The organism is Chromobacterium sp. CCUG 30098, assembly GCF_059916605.1.
The window spans coordinates 1-21176 of the sequence record NZ_JAUCGS010000012.1 but is presented as its reverse complement, the minus strand read 5'-3'; the positions used below and the strand labels follow the sequence as shown (position 1 = coordinate 21176).

General features: G+C 65.3%; 18 protein-coding genes. 4 read left to right on the top strand and 14 right to left on the bottom strand.

The genetic code is table 11. The annotated features are described in order from the left end of the window. Window positions 1–21: 21 nt before the first annotated feature. Together QUG03_RS20785 and QUG03_RS20780 are read right to left on the bottom strand one after the other, a co-directional pair. The gene (locus QUG03_RS20785; RefSeq protein ID WP_500820874.1) at window positions 22–1509 is read right to left on the bottom strand and encodes an aldehyde dehydrogenase; all 1488 of its coding nucleotides are present in this window, start codon (window positions 1507–1509) and stop codon (window positions 22–24) included. Window positions 1510–1839: 330 nt separating this feature from the next. Further along, window positions 1840–2385, bottom strand: coding sequence for a cupin domain-containing protein (locus tag QUG03_RS20780; RefSeq protein WP_048412316.1), 546 nt, complete (start codon window positions 2383–2385; stop codon window positions 1840–1842). 212 nt (window positions 2386–2597) lie between these two features. Between QUG03_RS20780 and ald the strand changes: the two genes are divergently transcribed. From ald to QUG03_RS20760, 4 genes are all read left to right on the top strand, one after another. Further along, a complete protein-coding gene (gene ald, locus QUG03_RS20775; RefSeq protein ID WP_107799477.1) occupies window positions 2598–3722 on the top strand; it encodes an alanine dehydrogenase in 1125 nt (374 codons plus the stop codon). A 19-nt stretch (window positions 3723–3741) separates the two neighbouring features. After that, on the top strand, window positions 3742–4536 hold the full coding sequence (locus tag QUG03_RS20770) for a gamma-glutamyl-gamma-aminobutyrate hydrolase family protein (RefSeq protein ID WP_107799476.1): 795 nt from the start codon (window positions 3742–3744) through the stop codon (window positions 4534–4536). Between the two features lie 23 nt (window positions 4537–4559). After that, complete coding sequence (locus QUG03_RS20765) at window positions 4560–5894, top strand: glutamine synthetase family protein (protein WP_107799475.1); 1335 nt, start codon at window positions 4560–4562, stop codon at window positions 5892–5894. A 138-nt stretch (window positions 5895–6032) separates the two neighbouring features. Then, a complete protein-coding gene (locus QUG03_RS20760) occupies window positions 6033–7415 on the top strand; it encodes an aspartate aminotransferase family protein (RefSeq protein WP_235089119.1) in 1383 nt (460 codons plus the stop codon). A gap of 185 nt (window positions 7416–7600) precedes the next feature. Here QUG03_RS20760 and tssE read toward each other — a convergent pair whose 3' ends face one another. From tssE to QUG03_RS20700, 12 genes are all read right to left on the bottom strand, one after another. Beyond that, a complete protein-coding gene (gene tssE, locus QUG03_RS20755) occupies window positions 7601–8011 on the bottom strand; it encodes a type VI secretion system baseplate subunit TssE (RefSeq protein ID WP_107799473.1) in 411 nt (136 codons plus the stop codon). A gap of 2 nt (window positions 8012–8013) precedes the next feature. After that, window positions 8014–8544, bottom strand: a complete 531-nt coding sequence (gene tssJ, locus QUG03_RS20750; RefSeq protein WP_107799472.1) for a type VI secretion system lipoprotein TssJ — start codon at window positions 8542–8544, stop codon at window positions 8014–8016. After that, the gene (tssG, locus tag QUG03_RS20745) at window positions 8541–9569 is read right to left on the bottom strand and encodes a type VI secretion system baseplate subunit TssG (RefSeq protein WP_500820872.1); all 1029 of its coding nucleotides are present in this window, start codon (window positions 9567–9569) and stop codon (window positions 8541–8543) included. Before tssG ends, tssJ begins: the two co-directional genes overlap by 4 nt. Then, entirely contained in the window at window positions 9566–11341 is a 1776-nt protein-coding gene (gene tssF / locus QUG03_RS20740; RefSeq protein ID WP_500820871.1) for a type VI secretion system baseplate subunit TssF, read from the bottom strand. The genes tssG and tssF overlap by 4 nt, the downstream gene beginning before the upstream one ends. Window positions 11342–11393: 52 nt before the next feature. Continuing rightward, a complete protein-coding gene (gene tssA / locus QUG03_RS20735) occupies window positions 11394–12956 on the bottom strand; it encodes a type VI secretion system protein TssA (protein ID WP_500820870.1) in 1563 nt (520 codons plus the stop codon). Further along, the gene (locus QUG03_RS20730; protein WP_227103731.1) at window positions 12953–13318 is read right to left on the bottom strand and encodes a hypothetical protein; all 366 of its coding nucleotides are present in this window, start codon (window positions 13316–13318) and stop codon (window positions 12953–12955) included. Before QUG03_RS20730 ends, tssA begins: the two co-directional genes overlap by 4 nt. A gap of 13 nt (window positions 13319–13331) precedes the next feature. After that, a complete protein-coding gene (locus QUG03_RS20725; RefSeq protein ID WP_500820868.1) occupies window positions 13332–16625 on the bottom strand; it encodes an ImcF-related family protein in 3294 nt (1097 codons plus the stop codon). Continuing rightward, window positions 16609–17832 (bottom strand): KPHS_23130 family T6SS system protein, encoded by a 1224-nt coding sequence (locus QUG03_RS20720; RefSeq protein WP_488906401.1) that lies wholly within the window; start codon window positions 17830–17832, stop codon window positions 16609–16611. The genes QUG03_RS20725 and QUG03_RS20720 overlap by 17 nt, the downstream gene beginning before the upstream one ends. 4 nt (window positions 17833–17836) lie before the next feature. Continuing rightward, window positions 17837–18322 (bottom strand): hypothetical protein, encoded by a 486-nt coding sequence (locus tag QUG03_RS20715; protein WP_488906402.1) that lies wholly within the window; start codon window positions 18320–18322, stop codon window positions 17837–17839. After that, complete coding sequence (locus QUG03_RS20710) at window positions 18315–19412, bottom strand: hypothetical protein (protein ID WP_500820867.1); 1098 nt, start codon at window positions 19410–19412, stop codon at window positions 18315–18317. Before QUG03_RS20710 ends, QUG03_RS20715 begins: the two co-directional genes overlap by 8 nt. A 6-nt stretch (window positions 19413–19418) precedes the next feature. Then, window positions 19419–20486, bottom strand: a complete 1068-nt coding sequence (locus QUG03_RS20705; RefSeq protein ID WP_488906404.1) for a hypothetical protein — start codon at window positions 20484–20486, stop codon at window positions 19419–19421. Continuing rightward, the coding region (locus QUG03_RS20700) for a hypothetical protein (protein ID WP_500820866.1) at window positions 20483–21176 on the bottom strand (694 nt) is incomplete at its 5' end. The genes QUG03_RS20700 and QUG03_RS20705, both read right to left, overlap by 4 nt.

Genomic DNA, 21176 nt, shown 5'->3' with positions numbered 1-21176 from the left:
CGGCGGCGCTGTAAACGCGGTTTACAGCTTGATCAGCGTGCTCTTCAGCTCAGTGTATTTTTCCAGCGCGTGCAGCGACTTGTCGCGGCCGTTGCCGGATTGCTTGAAGCCGCCGAAGGGGAAGTTCATGTCCCCGCCTTCATCATAGCAATTCACCCACACCGTGCCGGCGCGCAGGCGGCGCGACACCTGGTGCGCGGTGCTGACGTTGGAGGTCCACACCGCGGCCGCCAGGCCGTATTCGGTGTCGTTGGCGATGCGGATGGCGTCTTCCACGTTGTCGAAGGTGATGACGGACAGCACCGGGCCGAAGATCTCCTCGCGGCAGATGGTCAGATCGGCGCTGGGGCAGTCAAACGCCGTCGGTTCGATGAACAAGCCGGTGTCGGCGTGGGCCGGTTTGCCGCCGAACAGCTTCTTGGCGCCCTCGCTGTCCCCCTTGCCGATATAGGACAGCACCTTGTCGTACTGGATGCGGTCCACGATGGCGCCCATATTGGTGGCCGGGTCCAAGGGGTCTTGCGGATAGTAGCGGGCCGCCGCCGCCTCCAGCTCCTGCAGGAAGCGCGCCTTGATATCGCGGTGGACCAGCACGCGGGAGCCGGCGGTGCAGACTTCGCCCATATTGTAGAAGATGCCGCCGGCGGCGGCGCGCGCCGCCTGGGCGACGTCCGGGCAGTCCGGCAGGATGATGTTGGGCGATTTGCCGCCCAGCTCCAGCCAGACGCGCTTGAGGTTGGATTGCGCGGCGTAGCCGGCGATCAGCTTGCCCACGCCGGTGGAGCCGGTGAAGGCGACGCAGTCCACGTCCATGTGCAGCGCCAGCAATTTGCCCACGTCGCCGGCGCCGGGCAGCACCTGGAACACGCCGTCGGGGATGCCGGCCTGCTTGGCCAGCGCCGCCAGGCGGATGGCGGTGAGCGGGGATTTTTCCGAGGGCTTGATGATCACCGGGTTGCCGGCCGCCAGCGCCGGGCCAAACTTCCAGCTGGCCATCATGATGGGGTAGTTCCACGGCACGATGGCGGCCACCACGCCGATGGCTTCGCGGGTGACCAGGCCCACCACCTTGGGGTCCACCGGCGCCACTTCGCCGCCTATCTTGTCTATGGCTTCGGCGAACCATTCCACGCAATAGGCGCTGCCGGGCAGGTCTACGCTGAGGGTGTCGCTGATGGGCTTGCCCACGTCCAGGGTTTCCAGCAGGGCCAATTCATCGCCGTGCTCGTAGATCAGCGCGGCGAAGCGCTTGAGGATGCGGCCGCGCTCGCGCGGCGGCAGGCCGGACCAGGCGCCGGAGTCGAAGGCTTGGCGCGCGGCGCGCACCGCGCGCTCCACGTCGGCCTCGCCGCACCAGGCCACGTCGGCCAGCTTCTCGCCGTTGGCGGGGTTGTTGCAGGCAAAGCTTTTGCCGTCTTGCGCCGCGCAGTACTCGCCGGCGATGAAGGCGCGCCCTTCGATCTTCAGTTGAGCGGCGAATTGCTTCCATTCGGCATGCGTTCTAGCCATTTACTCTCTCCTTTGATGATCCTGCGCCGTCCGTTGGCGGCGCCGGTATCGCTTGACGCGGGTTTGACTGCTTTGTCGTCTGTCGTGGGCTTGGAGCCGGCGGGGCGGGCAAAGCTCCCCGGCCTGGCCTTATGGCCTGCTGGTCGCCGGATGCGGTCTTGCCGGCGCTTCTCGTTCTTAATGGTTCTTAGAGCCTGTTCAAAGTCTCGCGAGCAAGGGCGAGACAAGGCGAAAACGAGCGAAAAAGCGGAATGTACACGTGGTACATGAGCATTTTGAGCTTGTTTTGAACGCCGTATCGCCGAAGCGCAGTAGACATTGAACAGGTTCTTAGAATGTGGGCGGCGAACTGGCGCTGACCACCTCGCAGGTTTCGGCGCCGACGTTGCGAAAGCGATGGGGCAGCCGGCTGTCGAAGTAATACGCGTCGCCCGGCCCCAGGATGCGGCTCTCGTTGTTCACCGTCACTTCTATACTTCCTTTGATGATGACGCCGCCTTCCTGGCCGTCGTGCGTCAACATGTCCGGCCCGGTGTCGGCGCCGGTTTCGTAGACTTCGCGCAGGATGGCGATGTCGCGCTTGTCGTGGGCGGTGCCCACCAGCAGCAGCCGGATCTGCTCATTGCCCAGATTGGGTAATTCGTGGGCCTGGTAGAACACGCGCGCCTGTTCCGGGTCGGAATCAAAGGTGAAAAAATCCGCCAGCGTCATCGGCAGCCCTTCCAGCACCTTTTTCAGCGAGCTGACCGATGGGCTGACCCGATTTTGTTCGATCAGCGAAATGGTGCCGTTGGTGACTCCGGCTCGTTTGGCCAGTTCCCGCTGCGACAGCCCGAAACGATCCCTGACCATGCGTAATCTCGCGCCAACGTCCATGGATTCCTGCTCCGTCAGTATGTTAATAATTTTAGACGCTTTATGATAATTATTTTGTACGGACTCTGCACTACTTGCTGCGACGCAAAATCGAATATCTTTGCATCGGTGGGGGTTTATAGTCAGAATCAGAAACAAGGGGCAAGCGTATTGTGAATTTTCTTAAACGCTTGCGCGGCACTTCCGCAACAAATCTAAGTGAGGAGAGCGACATGCTGATCGGTGTTCCCAAGGAGATCAAGAACCACGAGTATCGTGTTGGCCTAACCCCGTCTGGAGTCCGGGAGTTAGTCGCCAACGGTCACAAGGTTTTGGTCCAGACCCAGGCCGGCCTCGCCATCGGTTTCACCGATGAACAGTATATCCAGGCCGGCGCCTCCATTGCCTCCAGCGCCGAAGAAACCTTCGAACGCAGCGACATGATCGTCAAGGTGAAAGAGCCGCAGCCGGTGGAATGCCGGATGCTGCGCCGGGATCAGCTCCTGTTCACCTATCTGCATTTGGCGCCGGACCCGGAGCAGACCAAATTATTGCTGGAATCGGATGCCATCGCCATCGCTTACGAAACCGTCACCGACGAGCGCGGCGGCCTGCCGTTGCTGGCGCCGATGTCGGAAGTGGCCGGCCGCATGGCGATACAGGCCGGCGCGCACGCGCTGGAAAAGGCCCAGGGCGGCCGCGGCGTCTTGCTGGGCGGCGTGCCGGGCGTGGCCCCGGCGCGGGTGGTGGTGATAGGCGGCGGCGTGGTGGGGCTGAACGCCGCGCGCATGGCCATGGGCGCCGGCGCCGAGGTCACCATTCTGGACAAATCGCTGCCGCGCCTGAAGGAAATCGACATGGTGTTCGGCGGCCGCATCAAGACGCTGGTGTCCAACTCCGCCAATATCGAAGACAGCCTGCGCGAGGCGGACCTGGTGATCGGCGCGGTGCTGATTCCGGGCGCGGCGGCGCCCAAGCTGGTGACGCGGCCGATGCTGAAAATCATGAAGCCCGGCGCGGTGCTGGTGGATGTGGCGATAGACCAGGGCGGCTGCTTCGAGACCAGCCGGGCCACCACGCACCAAGACCCCATTTACGTGGTGGACGGCATCGTCCATTACTGCGTGGCCAATATGCCCGGCGGCGTGGCGCGCACCTCCACCCAGGCGCTGACCAACGCCACCTTGCCGTACACGCTGGAGCTGGCCAACAAGGGCTGGCGCCAGGCTTTGCTGGACAACGCCCATCTGCGCAACGGCCTCAACGTCTGCCGCGGCCGGCTCACTTACCAGGCGGTGGCCCAGGCGCTGGGCCACCCGTTCATCGACCCGATCGAAGCCATCAAGGCGGCTTCCTGACCCGTATCAAGGATTCGAAATGTTGCAAGCTATCATCGGCATACCCTGTGACATCAAGATGGTAGGCCCGCTGCCCTTCCACTCCGTGGGCGAGAAATACATCGCCGCCGCGGCCGGCGGCGCCGGCGGCGTGCCGGTGCTGCTGCCGGCGCTGGGCGACAAGACCGCGCTGAGAGACGTGCTGGAACTGGTGGACGGCGTGTTGCTGCCGGGCTCCCTGTCCAATGTCGAACCGCACCGCTACGGCGGCGCGCCCAGCCGGCCCGGCACCATGCACGACCCCATGCGCGACGCCACCACGCTGCCGCTGATCCAGCAAGTGCTGGAGCAGGGCATTCCCCTGCTGGGCATCTGCCGCGGCTTCCAGGAAATCAATGTGGCGATGGGCGGCGAACTGTACCAGCACGTGCAGGAAGAAGAAGGCAAGCGCGACCACCGCGAGCCGGACACGCCGGACCTGGACGCGATGTACGCCCTGTCCCACCCGGTGCGCTTCGCCGAGGACGGCCTGCTGCGGCAATGGACCGGCCAGGAGTCCGCCATGGTCAACTCCCTGCACCAGCAGGGCATCAAGCGGCTGTCCGATCGCCTGATCTGCGAGGCCGTCGCCGACGACGGCCTGGTGGAGGCTTACCGCGTGCGCGACGCCAAGGGCTTCGCCTTCGCCGCGCAATGGCATCCGGAATGGAAGTACTGGGACAACCCGCTGTCCATGGCCATCTTCAAAGCATTTGGCGACGCCTGCCGCCAACGCCGCGAACAGCGGCAACGCGGGCCGCAATTAACCGAGACCTTGTGTCACCACTCGGAATAACACACACAGAGGAAGAGAACATCATGACCCATCAGATCAATGAATGGCTGCGAGAGCACCGGATCACTGAAGTCGAGTGTATCGTCCCCGACATGACCGGCGTGGCGCGCGGCAAGATCGTGCCCAAGGACAAGTTCGTGTCCGACCCGGAAATGCGCCTGCCCGAAGTCGTGCTGATCCAGACTGTGACCGGGGACTACCCCGACGACAGCATGCTGGACCTGACCGACCCTGACATGGTGCTGGCGCCGGACCCGAACACCCTGCGCTTCGTGCCCTGGGCCGTGGATCCCACCGCTCAATTGATCTACGACTGTCTGCGCGCCGACGGCAGCCCGGTGGACGTGGCGCCGCGCAATGTGCTCAAGCGCGTGATCGGCCTGTTCGACGAGATGGGTCTGGAGCCGGTGCTGGCTCCGGAAATGGAATTCTACCTGCTGTCCCCCAATCCGGACCCGGACATCCCGCTGGCCGCGCCGGTGGGGCGCACCGGCCGCGCCGAGTTCGGCCGCCGCTCTTACTCCATCGACGCGGTCAACGAGTTCGACCCGCTGTTCGAAGACATCTACGACTACTGCCACGCGCAGAATCTGGAAGTGGACACCCTGATTCACGAGGTGGGCACCGCGCAGATGGAAATCAACTTCCTGCACGGCAACCCGCTGGAACTGGCCGACCAGGTGTTCCTGTTCAAGCGCACCGTGCGCGAGGCGGCGTTCCGCCACAATATGTACGCCACCTTCATGGCCAAGCCGATGGAGAACGAGCCGGGCTCCGCCATGCACATGCACCAGAGCCTGGTGGACAAGAACACCGGCCGCAATGTGTTCACCAATGAGGACGGCAGCCCGTCCGACCTGTTCTTCCACTACATCGCCGGCCTGCAGAAATACGTGCCCAAGTCCATGCCGCTGTTCGCGCCCTACGTGAACTCATTCCGCCGTTTGTCGCGCTACACCGCGGCGCCGACCAACGTCGAATGGGGTTACGACAACCGCACCGTGGGCCTGCGCGTGCCGCATTCCTCGCCGGCGGCGCGCCGCATCGAAAACCGGGTGCCGGGCGTGGACGTCAATCCCTATATCGCCATGGCCGCGACGCTGGCCTGCGGCTACCTGGGCATCATCAACAAGCTGCAGCCCAGCGAGCCGCGGCAGACCGATGCCTACGAGCTGCCTTACCAGTTTCCCAACTCCTCGGAGGAGTCCTTGCAGCAGCTGGCGTCCTGCAAGGAAATGGCCGAGGTGCTGGGCGAGCGCTTCGTCAGCATGTACGTGGGCATGAAGGAGAAGGAGTTCTCCGAATACTTCCGCGTGATCAGCCCGTGGGAGCGCAAGTTCCTGCTGCTGCACGTGTGATTTAGCTATGACATTGGGCTGATTTGTCCGTTAGAATCAGCCCGGACAGCCAGGATAAGCACTGAAAATACGCCAATGGCGAAGGAGGGGCGGCAGAGAACATCTCCGCCCCGTTGGAGAATACTGGAAGGAAGTCCTATGCAGAATCAACAACGCACGACCGAACAATGGCGCCAACTGGATGCAGCGCATCATCTGCATCCGTTTACCGATACCCAATCGTTGAACCAGCAGGGCGCGCGGGTGATGACTCGCAGCGAGGGGATTTACCTGTGGGATTCCGAGGGCAATAAGATCATCGACGGCATGGCCGGCCTGTGGTGCGTCAATATCGGCTACGGCCGCAAGGAACTGTCCGACGTGGCCAAGAGCCAGATGGACGAACTGCCCTTCTACAACACCTTCTTCAAGACCACCCACCCGGCGGTGGTGGAACTGTCCCACCTGCTGGCGCAAGTGACGCCGGCCGGCTACGAACATGTGTTCTACACCAACTCCGGCTCCGAGGCGGTGGACACCATGATACGCATGGTGCGCCATTACTGGGACGTGCAGGGCAAGAAGGAGAAGAAAACCCTGATCGGCCGCTGGAACGGCTATCACGGCTCCACCATCGGCGGCTCCAGCCTGGGCGGCATGAAGTATATGCACGAGCAGGGCGACCTGCCGATTCCGGGCATGGCCCACGTTGAGCAGCCGTGGTGGTACAAATACGGCAAGGATCTGAGCCCGGACGAGTTCGGCGTGGTGGCCGCGCGCTGGGTGGAAGAGAAAATCCTGGAAATCGGCCCGGAAAAAGTGGCCGCCTTCGTGGGCGAACCCATCCAGGGCGCCGGCGGCGTGATCATCCCGCCGGCCACTTACTGGCCGGAAGTGGAACGCATCTGCCGCAAATACGATGTGCTGCTGGTGGCCGACGAAGTGATCTGCGGCTTTGGCCGCACTGGCGAGTGGTTCGGCTTCGAGCACTTCGGCTTCCGTCCGGACATCTTCACCACCGCCAAAGGCCTGTCCTCCGGCTATCTGCCCATCGGCGCGGTCTTCGTGGGCGAGCGCGTGGCCCAGGGCCTGATCGCCGGCGGCGACTTCAACCACGGCTTCACCTACTCCGGCCACCCGGTGGCCAGCGCGGTGGCGCGCGTCAATATCGAGCTCCTGCGCGACGAAGGCATCATCGACCGCGTCAAGAACGAAACCGGTCCCTATATGCAGAAGCGCTGGCGCGAGACCTTCAGCCAGTTCGAGCACGTGGACGATGTGCGCGGCGTCGGCCTGATCCAGGCGTTCACCCTGGTCAAGGACAAGAGCAAGCGCGAGCTGTTCCCGGAGTTCGGCGACGTCGGCCTGATGTGCCGCGACATCTTCTTCAGCAACAACCTGATCATGCGCGCCTGCGGCGACCACATCGTGTCCGCGCCGCCGCTGGTGATCAGCAAGGCTGAAATCGATGAAATGCTGGGCGTGGCCGCGCGCTGCATGGAGACGTTCGAGCGCAAATTGAAGGACAGCGGTCTGGTCTGAGCGGAATTCGCGCACGGGCCGGCATCAAGCCGGGGCGGCCAGCCCCGGCTTTTTTCTTGGGGCCTGTTCGGGCGCGGGTCCGGGTCTCGCGGGCCAGGCCGCTGCGGCTCGCGGCCGCAGGGTGACGAGCGTTCCCGTGCGGCGCTCGCCGTGTCGCTGAGGCGCAGCGGGCTTTGAACGGGTTCTCAGTGCCGGTAGGTGCTGAGCCTGACGCCGCCCTCGGGCGTGAAGCTCGCATCCAGCAACAATTCGCCGTGCGGTTTCAAGCGGCAACGCAGCCGGTAGCGCAACACCATTTGCTCGTGGTCGCCGCGGAAATCGACCTCGACCGCGTCCAGCCTGGGTTCGTAGCGCAGCAAGGTCTGCTCGATGCTGCGCATCAGCTGATGGGCGCTGGCGGGCAAATGGCGATAAACGTGGCCCAGGTCCGGCAGGCCGTAATCGGGCAAATGCTTGAGCGAACCGGCGCGCGCGTTCAGGATGCGCCGAATGCTGTCCACCACGCTGCGGGAGAACTGCTGCTCCGGCGCAAGGCGATCCAGCGCTTGGCCGTCGGCAAACTGCCCGGTCAGCATTTCATACAGTGAAGCCCCCATGCTCAGCCCTCCGCCCGACGGCGTTCCAGCGCATAGCCGCGCAACTCCAATTGCAGCGGCTTGTCGTTGTCCAGCTCCTTCTTGTCCAGCAGCAGCCGCCATTGCCGTTCCGGGCCGGCTTGCCGGAACAGCGCGATCACGCCGACGTAGGCCGCGTCCTGGCGGTAAGGCTCGCGCAGGCTGACCGCCGCGCCCGGCCGCAGCAGTACTTGGTGGCTGGCCAACAAGTCGTCGGCGAGCACGGACTGATCCTGCTCCAGCAGCGTCGGGTAGGGCGCGGCCAGAAAGGCGGCCTTGTCCTTCAGCTGATACACCCTCACCACCACCGACAGCGGCCGCTGCCCGGCTTCGGTGTTCAGCTCCTCGCTCGCGATCAAATCCAGGTTCAGACGCTCGACGCGGGTGAGGAAGATCTTTTGAGCGGCGCTGACGGTGACGTTCTTGGTGCTTTGCCACAGGCCGCAGCCGCTCAGCGGCAGCGTCAGCCCCAGCCAGACCAGTCCGGCGCTCAGGGCGGGAAGGCGATGTTTCATCCGGGTTCTCCTGGCTGCCGGTCGCAGACGTCCGACAGCGGTTGATAATGACCGATGCGCAAGCGGCGCCAGCGCCGGCCCGCCTCACCGGCCAGGGCGGCGCCCAAGCCCAGCCTGGGCCGGGCGCGGGTGTCCAGGCGGCTGGCCGGCAACCAGTTGGCGGGCAGCTCCAGCCAGATTTCCGCCTCCAGCCGCCATCCCAGGTAAACGCGGGTCAGCGCCAGCACATCCCGGTGCAAGGGGCCGCCGGGCAACAGGGCGGGCACGCAGTCGGCCTGAGCCGGGCGGACGGTCACGGCGATCGCGTGATTGGCGGCGCGCAGCCGGCGGCCCAGGACGAATTCGCCGGCGCGCAGCGGTGGCCGGGCGGAAAGAGGGGGCGGCTCGTCCAGCGCCGCCCAGCGGGGCAGGAACTCCCGCACCCGGATGTCGGCCGCGGGCAAGGCGTGGCGGATCACGCTGGCCAGGCCGGAAGCCGGCCGGGTGCGTTGGCCCAGCAAGGCGAGCAAGCCCAGCATGCGCCCGGCGGGCAGCTGCCGGCGCTCAGCCGTCTCGCCCACGCCCATGCCGATCAGGCCCAGCAGGGCCTTGGACAGCGGATCGCGCGCGCCGGGCCGGAAGGCCAGCGGGTAACGGTATTTGCCCCAGGCGCGATAGAGCAGGGCGGTGAGGCGATGGCTGAACAGATCCAGCATCGCCGCCAGCGCTTCGTGGCCCTCGCGGCGGGCGGCGATGTCGTCCAGAAAGTAATAGGGCAGCACGGCGTCGACTCCGTAAAGCCCCATGAAGGCGGTGCGCAGCACCGGAGGGCGGCCGGTGTCGGGGTCGGCCGGTTCGGCGCGGACGATCTCGCCGGCGGGAAAGCCCAGAGACGGCGAGGGCAACAGCCGCACCGGCTCCTGAGCCGGACTGTCGGCCGCGCCCAGGCGCCGGTCGCCGGGCAAGCGCTCCAGCACGCGGCAGAATTGAAAAAAGTTGTACGAGGGAGCGGATTGCAGCCAGGCGTAAAATTCGGCTTCTGTCATAGCGGAGGCGCCTCCGTTTTGCTGTCCGGCCAAGAAACCCGTTCGTTTTCCGGCAGGATGCGCAGTTCGAAGCGGGTGAACAGATTCATGTCGGCGTAGGCGGCGAAGAAACGGTGCATCAGATCCCCGAACAGATGGAGGTCGCCCGGTCCGGCGAAGCAGGTCCGGTCCACCGCCAGCTCGATGCGGACCCCGCGTTCCATGCAGCCTTGCTTCACCCTGCTGACCAGTTGATGCCTGACCTCCAGCAGTCCGTTCAGCCGTTGGCGGTTCAATTCGTCCTCGGTCCAGTCGTACAGCGCCAGCGTGCCGCGCAGCACTTCCACGTCCAGCAGCGACAGAAAGTTGGGCGCCAGGTGCGAGAGCACCCGCCATTGATAACGGTCTTCCGCCGGCGGGTAGCAGGGAAGGGTGGGCGGGGTCAGATTGGCGATCCGGGTCAGCGGCGTGGACGGCGAGCGCTCCAGGATTTGCGCCTCGCGCAGCGCTTTGCGCGGCAGCATGCCGTTGGTGCCGGTGACGCGCAGCGACAGGATCTCTGCACGCCTCGCCGCCGACGGCGAATCCCATAGATGGCCGCCCAGCACCAGCCAGGTTTCCGGCCTGCCGGCCGCGCCAAGCCGGGTTCGGGCATGGTAGAAGCGTTCCGGCGCCTCGTCGCGCAGCATGCCGCCCCGGTGCTGGAAGCTGGAGAACGGCAAGTAGGCGTGGCGGCCGCCGTTTTCGGTGTCCATGGAGACGACCTCGTCCACCGACCAGGCCTCGATCTCCGGCCCCTGGCTCGCCAGCGGCACCACCCGGTATTCATGGCTCAAGTGGTCGACATGCAGCGGCTCGGCTTCCAGCGGGAACAGATTGATCGCCGGCACGCAGTGCAAGCGCAGATTGTCGGCAGTGAACGGCATGTCCGCCGGATAGCGCTGCGTCAGGGTCAACTCCAGCGCAAAGCCGGTCGCGTCTCCGGGCAGCAGAGCGGCGTCCAGCCCGGCCAGATCGAGAAACTGGAACTTTTCGCGGAAGCAAAAGTACTCCAGCAGCAGCTGATAGCCGCCAAAGGCGTTGTCGGCCTTGGGCCAGAGCCGGTCCGCGTCGTCGAAGCCCGCCGGCTCGAAGCGCAAGGCCGGCGCTTCCCGGGGCGGATGCGGGGCCTGGCCCAAAGGCCGCAAGCGCGCGCGGCCCAACTGCCGGGTCAGCGCGTGACGCAGCGCGAAGGCGATGGGCGGATCGGCGGCGAGGAACAAGCGCAGGCGGGACAGGTCCAGCGCCTCGCGCTTGGCCGCCGCGCCCAGCTCAAAGCGCAGCTCCAGCACCGAGCGTCCTTCGCCGTCCAGGCGCGCGCCGGCCTGGCTCAGCAGCAAGGGTTGAATCGTCGCCGGCTGGGTGGTGCGGTAGGCGCAGCGCACCCCGCTCGCGCCCAGCGGCGCGGTGCGCACGCTTAATCCGGCTTCCACCGGTTTGGCCTGTTGCAGCGCATGGGCGTCGGCGCGCAGCTCCAGTACGGTCAGCGACGGCACCATGCGCAGATAATGCGGCCACAGCATATTGACCAGGCCTTCGGTCAGTTCCGGGAAGTCGTCGTCCAATTTCTGGCGGATGCGGCCGGTGAGAAAGGCGAAGCCTTCGAACAGACGCTCCACATACGGGTCGCGCTTGCCCACCCGGTCGATATTCAGCAGGGCGGCGCGGTCCGGGTGGGCGCGGGCGAACTCCTTGCCGGCTTCGCGCAGATAGCGCATTTCCGCTTCGTAATAGCGCAGGGTCAGGTCATCCATAGACGGCTTTCATCGGCGGGTGGGAAAAGCGCCGCTTGCGGCGCGGACGGCTTCACGGCAAGGCCCCGGACAGCGCCCGGGCCGGGTCCAGCGCGGCCAGGCGCGCGTTGAGCCGCTCCAGCTGCTGGCCCAGGCCGGCGCGGTCCGCGTCCTTGCGCTGCATGCGTTGGCGCAGCAGCCGCGCCAACTGCGCCAGCAGTTCGAAGGCCAGCTCCGGTTCCCAGACGTCCAACTGGTGGCCGTCCGCCTGGCGCAGCAGCGCCTCCAGCAAATGGACGGCCATTTCGGCGCGGCCGTGGCGTTCCGCCAGCCGGGCCAGCAGCAATTGCCGCAGGCAGCGTTCGCGGCCGCCCGCGGCGGCGGGCAGGGTCTGCACCCAGGCGAAGGCGGCGGGCAAGCCCTGCTGCGCGGCGATGGCGTGGGCCTGGGTTTCGGTTTCCGGCCAGTCCGCGCGTTCGTCCGCCGCCGGCGCGGCGAGAGCGGCGGAATCCGGCCGCCGCCATTGCGCCAGCCATTCCAGCGTGGCGTCCTCCGCGAACGGACTGCCGTCGCTGAAGCTCAGTTTCTCCACGCCGGGCAGCCGCTGGCACAGCCGTTGAATATCGTCGCGGATCAGCTCCGCCAGCGGCGCGGTCATTTCGCCGCCGTGCTGGTAGGCCAGCCAGGCGTAACGCTGCAGGTCCAGCCACCAGTGATTGGCCCCTTCCGCGAAGGCGCTTTCCGCCCGCTCGCTCAAATCCCGCCATTGTTGTTGCAAGAGCAGGCGCTTCAGTTGCTGGCGCAGCTCGGCGCGCGGCGGCGGCAGCCGGCTGCGGCCGTCGGCGTCGCCGGGCGGCGGGCTGCTCAGCGCCTCCCAGCGTACGGCGCGCAGCAGGCGCAGGGCGGCGGCCTGGCCTTCCGGCTGTTGGCGCAGAAACACCGCCATCCGGCGCGCCTGCTCCAGCAGTTCGCGCCAGGAGCCGACATCGTCGGCGTCCGGCGGCGGCGCGTCGGCCGTTGTGGGGGCGGGGGCGGGCGCGTCCATGGCCGCATTGCCGGCGGCGGGGCTTGGCAGGCGCGGTTGAAGGCTGCGGCCCAGGGCATCCAGCCGCAGCGGCGGCGCCGGGCTGTCGGCCGCGAGCCGCTGCAGCAGCAGCAAGGCGGCCGCGGCCCGCCGCCACGCTTCGCCGTCGTCGTCTGCCAGCATCGCCAGCTGATCGGTGAAGCGTTCGCTGGCCAACCACTCCAGCGCATTGCGCCGCCGCGCCGGCTGGCGCGGCCAGACCGCGTCCGGGTAGCGCTCCAGCAAGGCGGCGCTTAGCTCCAGCCCGTCCGCCAGGCCGGCCACGCCGTCCTGGCGCAGCCGGGCGCAGGCGTAGTAGGCCGCCACGCGCAAATCCTTGCCGCGGGTTTTCAGCAAGGTTTCCGCATGCGCCAAGGCCAGCGGCGCGTTCATGCCGGAGAGGCGGGTCACTTCCTCTTTCAAGGCCTGAAACTCGTCGTCGTGGGACAGGTCCTCGCCGCAGGGCGCGGCGTCGGAAATCGGCTTCAGCCAGGCGGCCCAACGCGGCAGCCGCTGGCGGGCTTCTTCTTCCGGCGCGGTGTTCAGGCCCAGCAGCGCGCGCACCCAGCTCACTGGCACCCTCGCGGCGTCTTGCCGGACGGCGTTCGGCGCGCGGACAGCGTGGCCGGCCGCAAACCCATCCGGTAAGCCTGGACATTGATGGCGAGCGCGCCGCGGCCCGGCAGCATGGCGCGGCAGGCTTCGCCTCGCAGCGGATATTCGCGCCGGAGAATGCTCAGTTCCTCCTCGCTCCAGCGGTGCGGCGGCCTCAGGCCCAGAGCCTTGGCTTGAGCGTGGATGGCGGCGGGGCTGCGATCAGGCAGCAAGCTTTGACAGGCGGCGCCTATCAAGGGGTACTCCTGGCGCAGCACTTCCAGTTCGCGCGCGTTCCATTCGACGAGAGGTTTGTGTGTCGGCAAGGACTTGGGCGTCATGATTCGCGTCTCCTCAAGGTTGGGGCCGCCGGGCCGGCTTGGCCGCGGCGGGCGGCGAGTTAGGCTCCACGATAAAAATCTGCGCCGGCAGCTGGAACTGGATCAGCTGCAACAAGGCCAGCGGGCCGGCTCCGGCCTCGCTGCGCAGCTGGTAGCGTGCCTGATGCCCGTCCGGCAAGGCCCAGCTCAACTGCCAGCTGGCGCGGTCAATCTGTTCGCGCTGGGCCTGCTCCAGCAGGCGCAGCACGCCCCAGCGGCCGGGATGGTCCTGGGTCTGGCGCAGGCCGGTCTTCTCGGTCTGCCATTGCAGGCTGGCGCCGGCCTTCAGCGGATCGCCGGGCCAGCTCAGCGCCTTCCAGCTTGTCATCTGATTGAAGTAGTGCAGGCTGTGCTGATCCAGTTGCAGCCGGATTTCCTCCAGGCCGATGGTGGCGGTGGGCTTCAGTTCGAAGCGGATGCCGGCGTCGCCCTGGGCGTAGAGCAGGCTGGACAGCCGCGACAGGCGGTTCAATTCGTTGAGGAAGTTCAGGTCGAAGCGCAGCGCCTGCGCCGCCGCCGGGTCCGGCGACCATTGATCGCCTTGTTGTTCCAGCACCCCGCCCAATTGCTGGCGCACGAACTGCTGCACCAGGCCGTCGCCGGGGTGCAGGAAACGGCCCAGCTCCGGCAAGGAGGCGTCGGCGTCGCTGCGGTGGAAGGGGTAGCGGCCGGCGAAGCTGGCCTGCCACGGTCGGACAATGCTCTGGTCCCACAGCTGGTTGAGGCTGGCCGCCGCCGGTTGCAGCAGGGTGTGCCAGGATTGGTCCAAGGGTTGCAGGAACAGGTGCCGGCCCAGGCCCTGCCAGTCTTCGCCCAGGCTGGCGGCCAATTGGGCGGCGTAATCGCGGCTCTCGGCCAGTTCGCCGCCCTTGCCCTGGAACACCGCCTGCGCCAGCGCGCGGGCGGCGGCGTCCGGGTCCGGCGCGGCGGCCACTTGCTGAAACTTGAGCCGGGTGGCCGCCACCCGCTCCAGATAGCGTTGCAGGCTGAGCGCGGAGCCGTCCTGGCGTTCCTCCAGCAGCCGCAGCAGCGGGCCGAAGCTTTGCGCCAGCGGCGCGGCTTCCTGTTTGCCCGTTGCCCCCTCCAGCTGCGGCGCGCTGGCGTCGGCCTTGCCCAGCAGCGCCTGGGCCTTGTCCACCAGATTGGCGCCCAGGCTGTCCACGCGCTCGCCGGCGCGGGCGTTGTCGCGCACCAGCGCCATCAAGGCGCGCAGCGGCGAGCGCTGCGGATCGGCGTAGACCTGCAATTGCTGGGCGTTGGCGGCCAGCTTGGCCTCCGTCTGCCAGGACACCGCGTTGAGGAATTGTTGCCAGGCGCGGGCGTAGTCGGCGAAATAGCGCTGGCGCAACGCGGCTTCCAGCGCCTTGCCGGCGCTGCCTTGACCGGCCTCGCCGGCGCCCAGCACCCAGTCGCCGGCGCTGCCTTGGCGGCGGTGGGCGTTGGCGAAGGCGGCGCGCAGATGCTCGTCCCAGGCTTTGCGGGTGAACACGCCGGGCAGGCTGGATTCGCTGCGCCACAGGCCGCGCAAGTCCTGGCCCGGCAGCAAGGCGGCCAGCGTCTGCGGCGGATGCTTGGCTTCGGCTTCGGCCAGTATCTGCTGATAGCGGGTGTCGTCGGCCTGTTGGCGGCCCAACTGGCCGATCAGGGTCTGGCGGCTGGCCCCGGCCAGCGCCGCGTCGGCGGGGATGCGCCAGGCGGGCTGGCCGGCCAGCCGCTCGGCGTAGAACTGCGCCATGGCGCGCAGCAGCGCCGGGGAGAAACCGTCATTTCGCGCCGCCAGCTGGGCGGCGAGGAAGGCCGGTTCGGCGCGCGCCGGCTGGTCCAGCGTCAGATAGGCTTTCAGCGCCTGATAGCCTTGTTCGGTCCGGGCCGGATCGGCGGCCAGTTCCGCGCTGGGGGCCTGGTTCAGCGCTTGCAGCTGCTGCGCCCAGCGGCCGCGCGCCGGCGTGATCAGCGCCTGGCCGATGGCGCGGGCGTAATGCGGCCGCAAGCGCTCCAGCAAGGCGGCGTCACGGTTCAGGCCGAAGCGGGCCGACCACGGCGCGCCGAGCGACTGGCGGGTTTCCAGCTTCTCCAGCAACCGTTGCAGCCGCAGCGCGCTGTCCAGCGTGGCGGTTTTGGGCTGGGCGCTGACGGCGGCCTGGGCCTCGGCGATCAAGCCATGGTTTTGATAGGCGGAAACCAGCATGCCAGCCAGCCAGAACAGGCATAGCGCGCCGATGACGGCGGCCAGCCGGCGTTGCCAAGGGCGGCTGCGGCGGCGCGGGGCAAAGGCGGAGCCCTGGCTGATCGCGCCGCTCCACAGCCGGACGTCGGCCGGCCAGGTGGCCAAGGCCAGCGCCTTGACGGCGGAGGGCGCGGCCAGGCCGTCGCGCCAGCGCTGCCAGGCGGAGGCGAGTCCCTGAAGCTCGCGTTCCAGCCACTGCGAGCAGCGCAGCAGAAAGGGCTGGGCCGCCGCGCCGGGGTGACACGGAATGCCGCGCAAGGGAAGCAGATCGGCCCAGGCCCTGGCCTGAGCGGCCCAGCCGTCGGCGTTGGCGGGAAGCGTGGGCAAGGGCCGGCCGGCGATGCCGGGGCCGGCGTTGTCGGGCGCGCGCTGACACAGGGTCAGCGGCAGGGTCCAGCCGCAGGCGATGGACAGCTGTTCGGCGCGCTCCGCCAGCGCGGCGGCGTCGGCGGCGTCGGGGAGCAGGGCGATGACGGCGTCGGCGGGCGTCCGCCAGCGTCCGCGCAGCCGCCGCCAGCCGCCTGGAGGCGGGGCGGCGGAGGCGTCGATCAAGACCATGCCGTCGGTTTCCAGCCAGGGTTGCTGGGCCAGCGCCGGCACCGCCTGGTGGACGGCCTCGGGCGCGCCGCAGAGCAGCAGCCAGTGCGGACGCTGCTGGGCCGGGCGCTGGCGCCAGTCTTGGGAGATCCGCTCAAAAGCCGCGCCCCAGCTTTCAGCCTGAGCGTCGTTGGATGGGGCGGCGGCTTGGCGGGCTTGTCGGCGCGGGAGCCAGCGGCGCTGCGTCAGCCAGTTGGACAGCGTGCCAAAGGCGTCGCTCAGCGCCAGCAACAGCACGCAGCACAAGGCAATGCCGCAGATGACCCACGGCAGCTGGCCGTTGGCGGACAAGCCCAGGCGTTCATCCAGCAGCAGGGCCAGGATGATGAGCAAGACCGCGATGAGCAACACCATGGCCCAGTTCCAGCGCAGGCGCAGCTTGCTGAGTAGGCGCTTGGGCGGCGGTAGGGACGGCGGTGGCGGTAGTTTAGCTTTGGGCGGCATGTCCGCTCTCCTGGTAGACGAAGCCCTGCATGGCGTCGTGTTCGCCGTGCCGGGTCAGAAAGCCTTGCGGGGTGTCGGGGCCGGCGGCCTGCCAGGCCAGCAGCAGCGCCAGCCATTCCGCCGCCACGCCGGCATGGCCGATCTGGTGGTCTACCGACAGGACGGCGGCGCGGGGCTGCTGTTGGCTCAGCGCGGCGTTCCAGGGGGCGTCGTTCTGGCCGGTGGCCGACCACAGCGCGGTCAGTTGCGCCGGCTCGCAGCCGCTGAACAGCAGCGTCTCGGCCAGCACGGCGTCGGCGGTGCGGCCTTGGCTGCTCACCGGCCGGTGGAGCCGGTCCTCGTCCTCGCCTTGGGGCCAGGCCAGCAAGACGGCGCATACCGCTTCGGCGCTGTTAGCCGGCGGGCGTTCGTAAAACTGCGCGGCGACAATCAGCCGCGCGTATTGGTAGTGTTTGGGGGCGCTTTGATCCAGCCAGCTATCCAGCCGCGCCATGCCGTTGGCGGCGACGAGGGTTTCCGATGCCGGGGCCGGTTGAAGCTCGCGCCATGCCCATTGCCGCCGCCAAAGCGCGATCACATCGACGGCCACGCCATCGGTGTCGATCTGTAATTCGACATGCAAGGGCCATTGAGGCGGCAGCGCGCGCAGCGCGGGCGGTAGCGATTCCATGGCCTTATCTAGCGCATCTTCAATCCGTTGCGACATGCGCTCCTCGGGCGCGGCCTGCCAGTCCAGTAGGTCTTTATCGGGGAGGTGGGTATGGCGCACCACCTCGTCGCGATGACCGTGCGCCAAGGTTGACGCCAGTAGCGGGTGGTGCGCCTGAACGCTGGTCAGGGTCTGCGCCAGATCGCCGGCTGCGCTCCAGGCAACGCCGTGCAGCAGCGACAGCGGCTGCTGGCCAAACTGTACATTGTTCTGCTCCACCTCCTGGCGCGCCAGCTCCTCCAGATAGAGCTGATTGCGCCAGCTTTCGAGGTCGCGCATTCGCAGCGCCAGCATCAATAGGTAGATGACGAAGGGCAGGCCCAGCAAGCTGATCCAGAAGCGCCAGCCGCTGGCCGGGGCATCCGCCGGCCACAGGTAGAGGGTCAGTCCCGCGCCGCTGCCCATCACCAGCAGCAGGATCAACAGCCAAGCCCAGAGGCGCGGCGGTTTGCCCTGCTCGTAATCGGGGGCGCGCAGGCTTTCGAGATCAACCGGCATGACGTCACCTTTCTAAATGATGGCTACTCAGAGCGGCAGGAGCAGTTCCTCCCCGTGGGGTGCCCAAAAGCCGAAATGGTGAGGGGGGAGTCAGTTTGTTTAGCAGAAGCAGCAGCAATTGCGCGGCGGGAGCGTAAATCATGCCTATCGTCATCAAGGTGCTGGTTTTAGGGTGGGAGGGGTCAAGGATGAATAGCTGTAACAACCTGACTCGCGCGACGCTGGCGGGCCTGGCCCAGGCGCGCCAGCACAGGCTCAAGACTTGCCAGTCCTGCGGGAAGCGAGACGCCAGCAGGTAGGCCAACAGCGGGGCGGGGACGAGTAGCGCAAGCGCCAGACCGATGGCGTAGTAGAGGTATTGCAATCCGGCGGGCGCGCCGAGGCTGATGATCGGATGGATGGCGCCGGTATAGGCCAGCGGCGTCAGCGCGATAAGGCAGATCATCATCAGGTGACGGCCCAGGCGTTCAAGGCGGTGGCGGTCAATCATCGTCTTGGTCCTGCGGCCGGGGCGGCACCCATTCGCCGCCGCGCTGGCCTACGCTACGGTCGAACTTTTGTTGCCATTCCACCTTGCGGCCATTCTCGATGTCGTAGCCCCAGCGCTTGAGGTAGTTGCCGTCCTTGTCGTAGCTGGTCCAGTTTTCGCCGGTGGTGACGAAGCTGATTAGCGTGGCGCGATAGACTTGGCCATCGGCCACCCACAGTTCGATGTGGCGTTGGTCCGCCAGCGCATCCAGTTCCGGGCGGGGGAAGCCGGCGCTGCCGTCGGGCAGAACGCCGAGCAGATAGCGGCCATCGGTCTTGATGCCGAGGATTTTAAGGGGGATGTCGGCCGTGAAGGGTTCAAGCTTGGCCTGATAGTTGGCTTCGTGATCAGGTTTTTTTTTAACACCTTGCTCGGTGTAGATATCTAGCCAAGTACGCTTGCGGCCATCGGTTTTGACGTAGAAGCCGCGTAGCTCTTTGATTTGGCCATTACTAGACCAATAGTTGGTATACGTCGCGCCCGTTCGAGGTCGGATTACTTGTTCCGCTGAACGAATTCTGGCTACGTAGATATCAGCTTTTACATAGGCGGGCTGTTGTAAGGCTTGTTCTATGGTAAGTCGTTGGTTGATTTGACCATCGGCATTCAGGCCGAAGAAATAAATGCCATTGACCTTGATGTCAAAGCGCGCGTAGTCGATGGTGCCGGTAAAAGGTTCGCGTTTATTTATATCTAGGCGGCGGAAGATGATTTTATGATCACGGTTGATTTTCAGCGTGGAGACGCCGCCCTCATTTTTTTTGCCAAGTTCTGCTTGTTCGGCGGAGAGGGTTTCACCATCAAAATAATCAGTGGAAAATACCCTAGGGGCATGCCAGACGTAGTACTCGGTGTCGGGGATGAGGGTTTTGCCATTGCGGTCGATGTTTTGCGGAATTGCCATGATGAACGCCTTAGTCAGTATGCCTTGCGAAGCGGGATAACCGGCCAGAGCCGATACCACCAGCAGCGCGAGGCTGATGATGAATGCCAGAAACAGATTCAAGCCGGAAGGCCGCCATCGCCTTATGGTGGACTCTTTATTTGGCATGGGTCCTCAGTCCTCTTCCGCGTCTTGCGGTCGTGGCGGCACCCATTCGCCGCCGCGCTGACCCACGTTACGGTCGAACTTTTGCTGCCATTCCACCTTGCGGCCGTTCTCGATGTCGTAGCCCCAGCGTTTGAGGTAATTACCGTCCTTGTCGTAGCTGGTCCAGTTTTCGCCGGTGGTGACGAAGGTGATTAGCGTGGCGCGATAGACCTGGCCATCGGCCACCCACAGTTCGATGTGGCGTTGGTCTGCCAGCGCATCCAGTTCCGGGCGGGGGAAGCCGGCGCTGCCGTCTGGCAGAACGCCGAGCAGGTAGCGGCCATCGGTCTTGATGCCCAGGATCTTAAGGGGGATGTCGGCGGTGAAGGATTCAAGCTTGGCCTGATAGTTGGCCTCATGGTCAGGCTGCTCTTTAGTCCCTTGCTCGGTGTAGATATCTAGCCAAGTACGTTTACGACCATCTGTTTTGACGTAGAAGCCGCGTAGCTCTTTGCGTTGGCCGTTGCTAGGCCAGTAGCTGAAGTATGCGGGGCTGGTTTCGGTTCGGGTTACTTTTTCCGCTGAACGAATCTTTGCGACATAAATACCTGCTTTGATATAGCTCGGCTCGTTTAATGCTTGTTCTACAGTGATCAGGCGATTAATTTTGCCATCCGCATCTAGCCCAAAAAAGTAAATGCCATTGACCTTGATGCCGAAATGTTCATAGTCGATAGGGAGGGTGTAGGGTTCGCGTTTCCTGATATCAGCTCTTTGGAGGGTGATTTTATGATCACGATTGATCATTATTATCGATGAGCCGATCTCATCTTGTTCGTCGACTTCCGGGGATAGAATTTCCCCATCGAAATAATCGCTGGAAAACATCCTAGTGGCGTGCCTGACGTAGTACTCGGTATTAGGTTGAATGACCTTGCCATTACGGTCAATATTTTGAGGAATTGCCATGATGAATGCCTTAGTCAGTATGCCTTGCGAAGCGGGATAGCCGGCCAGAGCCGATACCACCAGCAACGCGAGGCTAATGAGAAACACCAAAAACAGATTCAGACCAGAAGGCCACCATCGCCTCATGGCTGGATGCCTTGCTTGGCCAGCATGTCGAGGGCGCGTTTGGTATCTGATTCCATTTTGGCGATGTAGTCGGGGCGGATGAGTCTGCGAGTGGCGTTGATGGGTATTTGAGTGGTGGCCACTGCACCGCGCCCCCCAATCACCGCATCCTTTATCGTTTCCAGTGGGTACTTGCCGTTGATCTTTTCAAAGTGAATATCGGTATCGGGGTCGAGCAGCTTGGCATCGACCAATTGGCAGTCATGCAATAGCCGCCAGATGAAGGTGTGGCAGTTGTTTTCGTCGAAGCTGTCGAGGCGGTAGCTCCAGCGACCACCATATTTGGAATGATAACTGGCGGCGAAATCGCGGATTTGCTGAATGGTGGTTTCAATAGAACGCTCATCGGAGCGGTAGATCCGGAAATAGGGGTGGACGATGCTACGGGCATCAGGATTGCCATGGTTGGGGTCAAAAGGGTAAGGCTTATGGCCGATACCGCGGCCAGCTAACTTTTCATATGGCTTTGCTCGCGGTTGTTTGTCATCCACTTTTCGGCGCTCAGGTGAGTCGCCATTGATGCACCCTTCTACATCCCACATGGCCCCCAACATTTTGGGAGGAGACATAGCTCTGATATCTCTTGCCGGATACCAGCCGTAACTCTCCTTGATCTTGGGATCGTCGTGGGCGATCTCCACCCAGTAGTGG

Excerpts from the sequence above, each read along its gene's own strand:
- QUG03_RS20785 (WP_500820874.1), bottom strand. The coding sequence starts at position 1,509 with ATGGCTAGAACGCATGCCGAATGGAAGCAATTCGCCGCTCAACTGAAG.
- QUG03_RS20780 (WP_048412316.1), bottom strand. The coding sequence starts at position 2,385 with ATGGACGTTGGCGCGAGATTACGCATGGTCAGGGATCGTTTCGGGCTG.
- ald (WP_107799477.1), top strand. The coding sequence starts at position 2,598 with ATGCTGATCGGTGTTCCCAAGGAGATCAAGAACCACGAGTATCGTGTT.
- QUG03_RS20770 (WP_107799476.1), top strand. The coding sequence starts at position 3,742 with ATGTTGCAAGCTATCATCGGCATACCCTGTGACATCAAGATGGTAGGC.
- QUG03_RS20765 (WP_107799475.1), top strand. The coding sequence starts at position 4,560 with ATGACCCATCAGATCAATGAATGGCTGCGAGAGCACCGGATCACTGAA.
- QUG03_RS20760 (WP_235089119.1), top strand. The coding sequence starts at position 6,033 with ATGCAGAATCAACAACGCACGACCGAACAATGGCGCCAACTGGATGCA.
- tssE (WP_107799473.1), bottom strand. The coding sequence starts at position 8,011 with ATGGGGGCTTCACTGTATGAAATGCTGACCGGGCAGTTTGCCGACGGC.
- tssJ (WP_107799472.1), bottom strand. The coding sequence starts at position 8,544 with ATGAAACATCGCCTTCCCGCCCTGAGCGCCGGACTGGTCTGGCTGGGG.
- tssG (WP_500820872.1), bottom strand. The coding sequence starts at position 9,569 with ATGACAGAAGCCGAATTTTACGCCTGGCTGCAATCCGCTCCCTCGTAC.
- tssF (WP_500820871.1), bottom strand. The coding sequence starts at position 11,341 with ATGGATGACCTGACCCTGCGCTATTACGAAGCGGAAATGCGCTATCTG.
- QUG03_RS20730 (WP_227103731.1), bottom strand. The coding sequence starts at position 13,318 with ATGACGCCCAAGTCCTTGCCGACACACAAACCTCTCGTCGAATGGAAC.
- QUG03_RS20725 (WP_500820868.1), bottom strand. The coding sequence starts at position 16,625 with ATGCCGCCCAAAGCTAAACTACCGCCACCGCCGTCCCTACCGCCGCCC.
- QUG03_RS20720 (WP_488906401.1), bottom strand. The coding sequence starts at position 17,832 with ATGCCGGTTGATCTCGAAAGCCTGCGCGCCCCCGATTACGAGCAGGGC.
- QUG03_RS20715 (WP_488906402.1), bottom strand. The coding sequence starts at position 18,322 with ATGATTGACCGCCACCGCCTTGAACGCCTGGGCCGTCACCTGATGATG.
- QUG03_RS20710 (WP_500820867.1), bottom strand. The coding sequence starts at position 19,412 with ATGCCAAATAAAGAGTCCACCATAAGGCGATGGCGGCCTTCCGGCTTG.
- QUG03_RS20705 (WP_488906404.1), bottom strand. The coding sequence starts at position 20,486 with ATGAGGCGATGGTGGCCTTCTGGTCTGAATCTGTTTTTGGTGTTTCTC.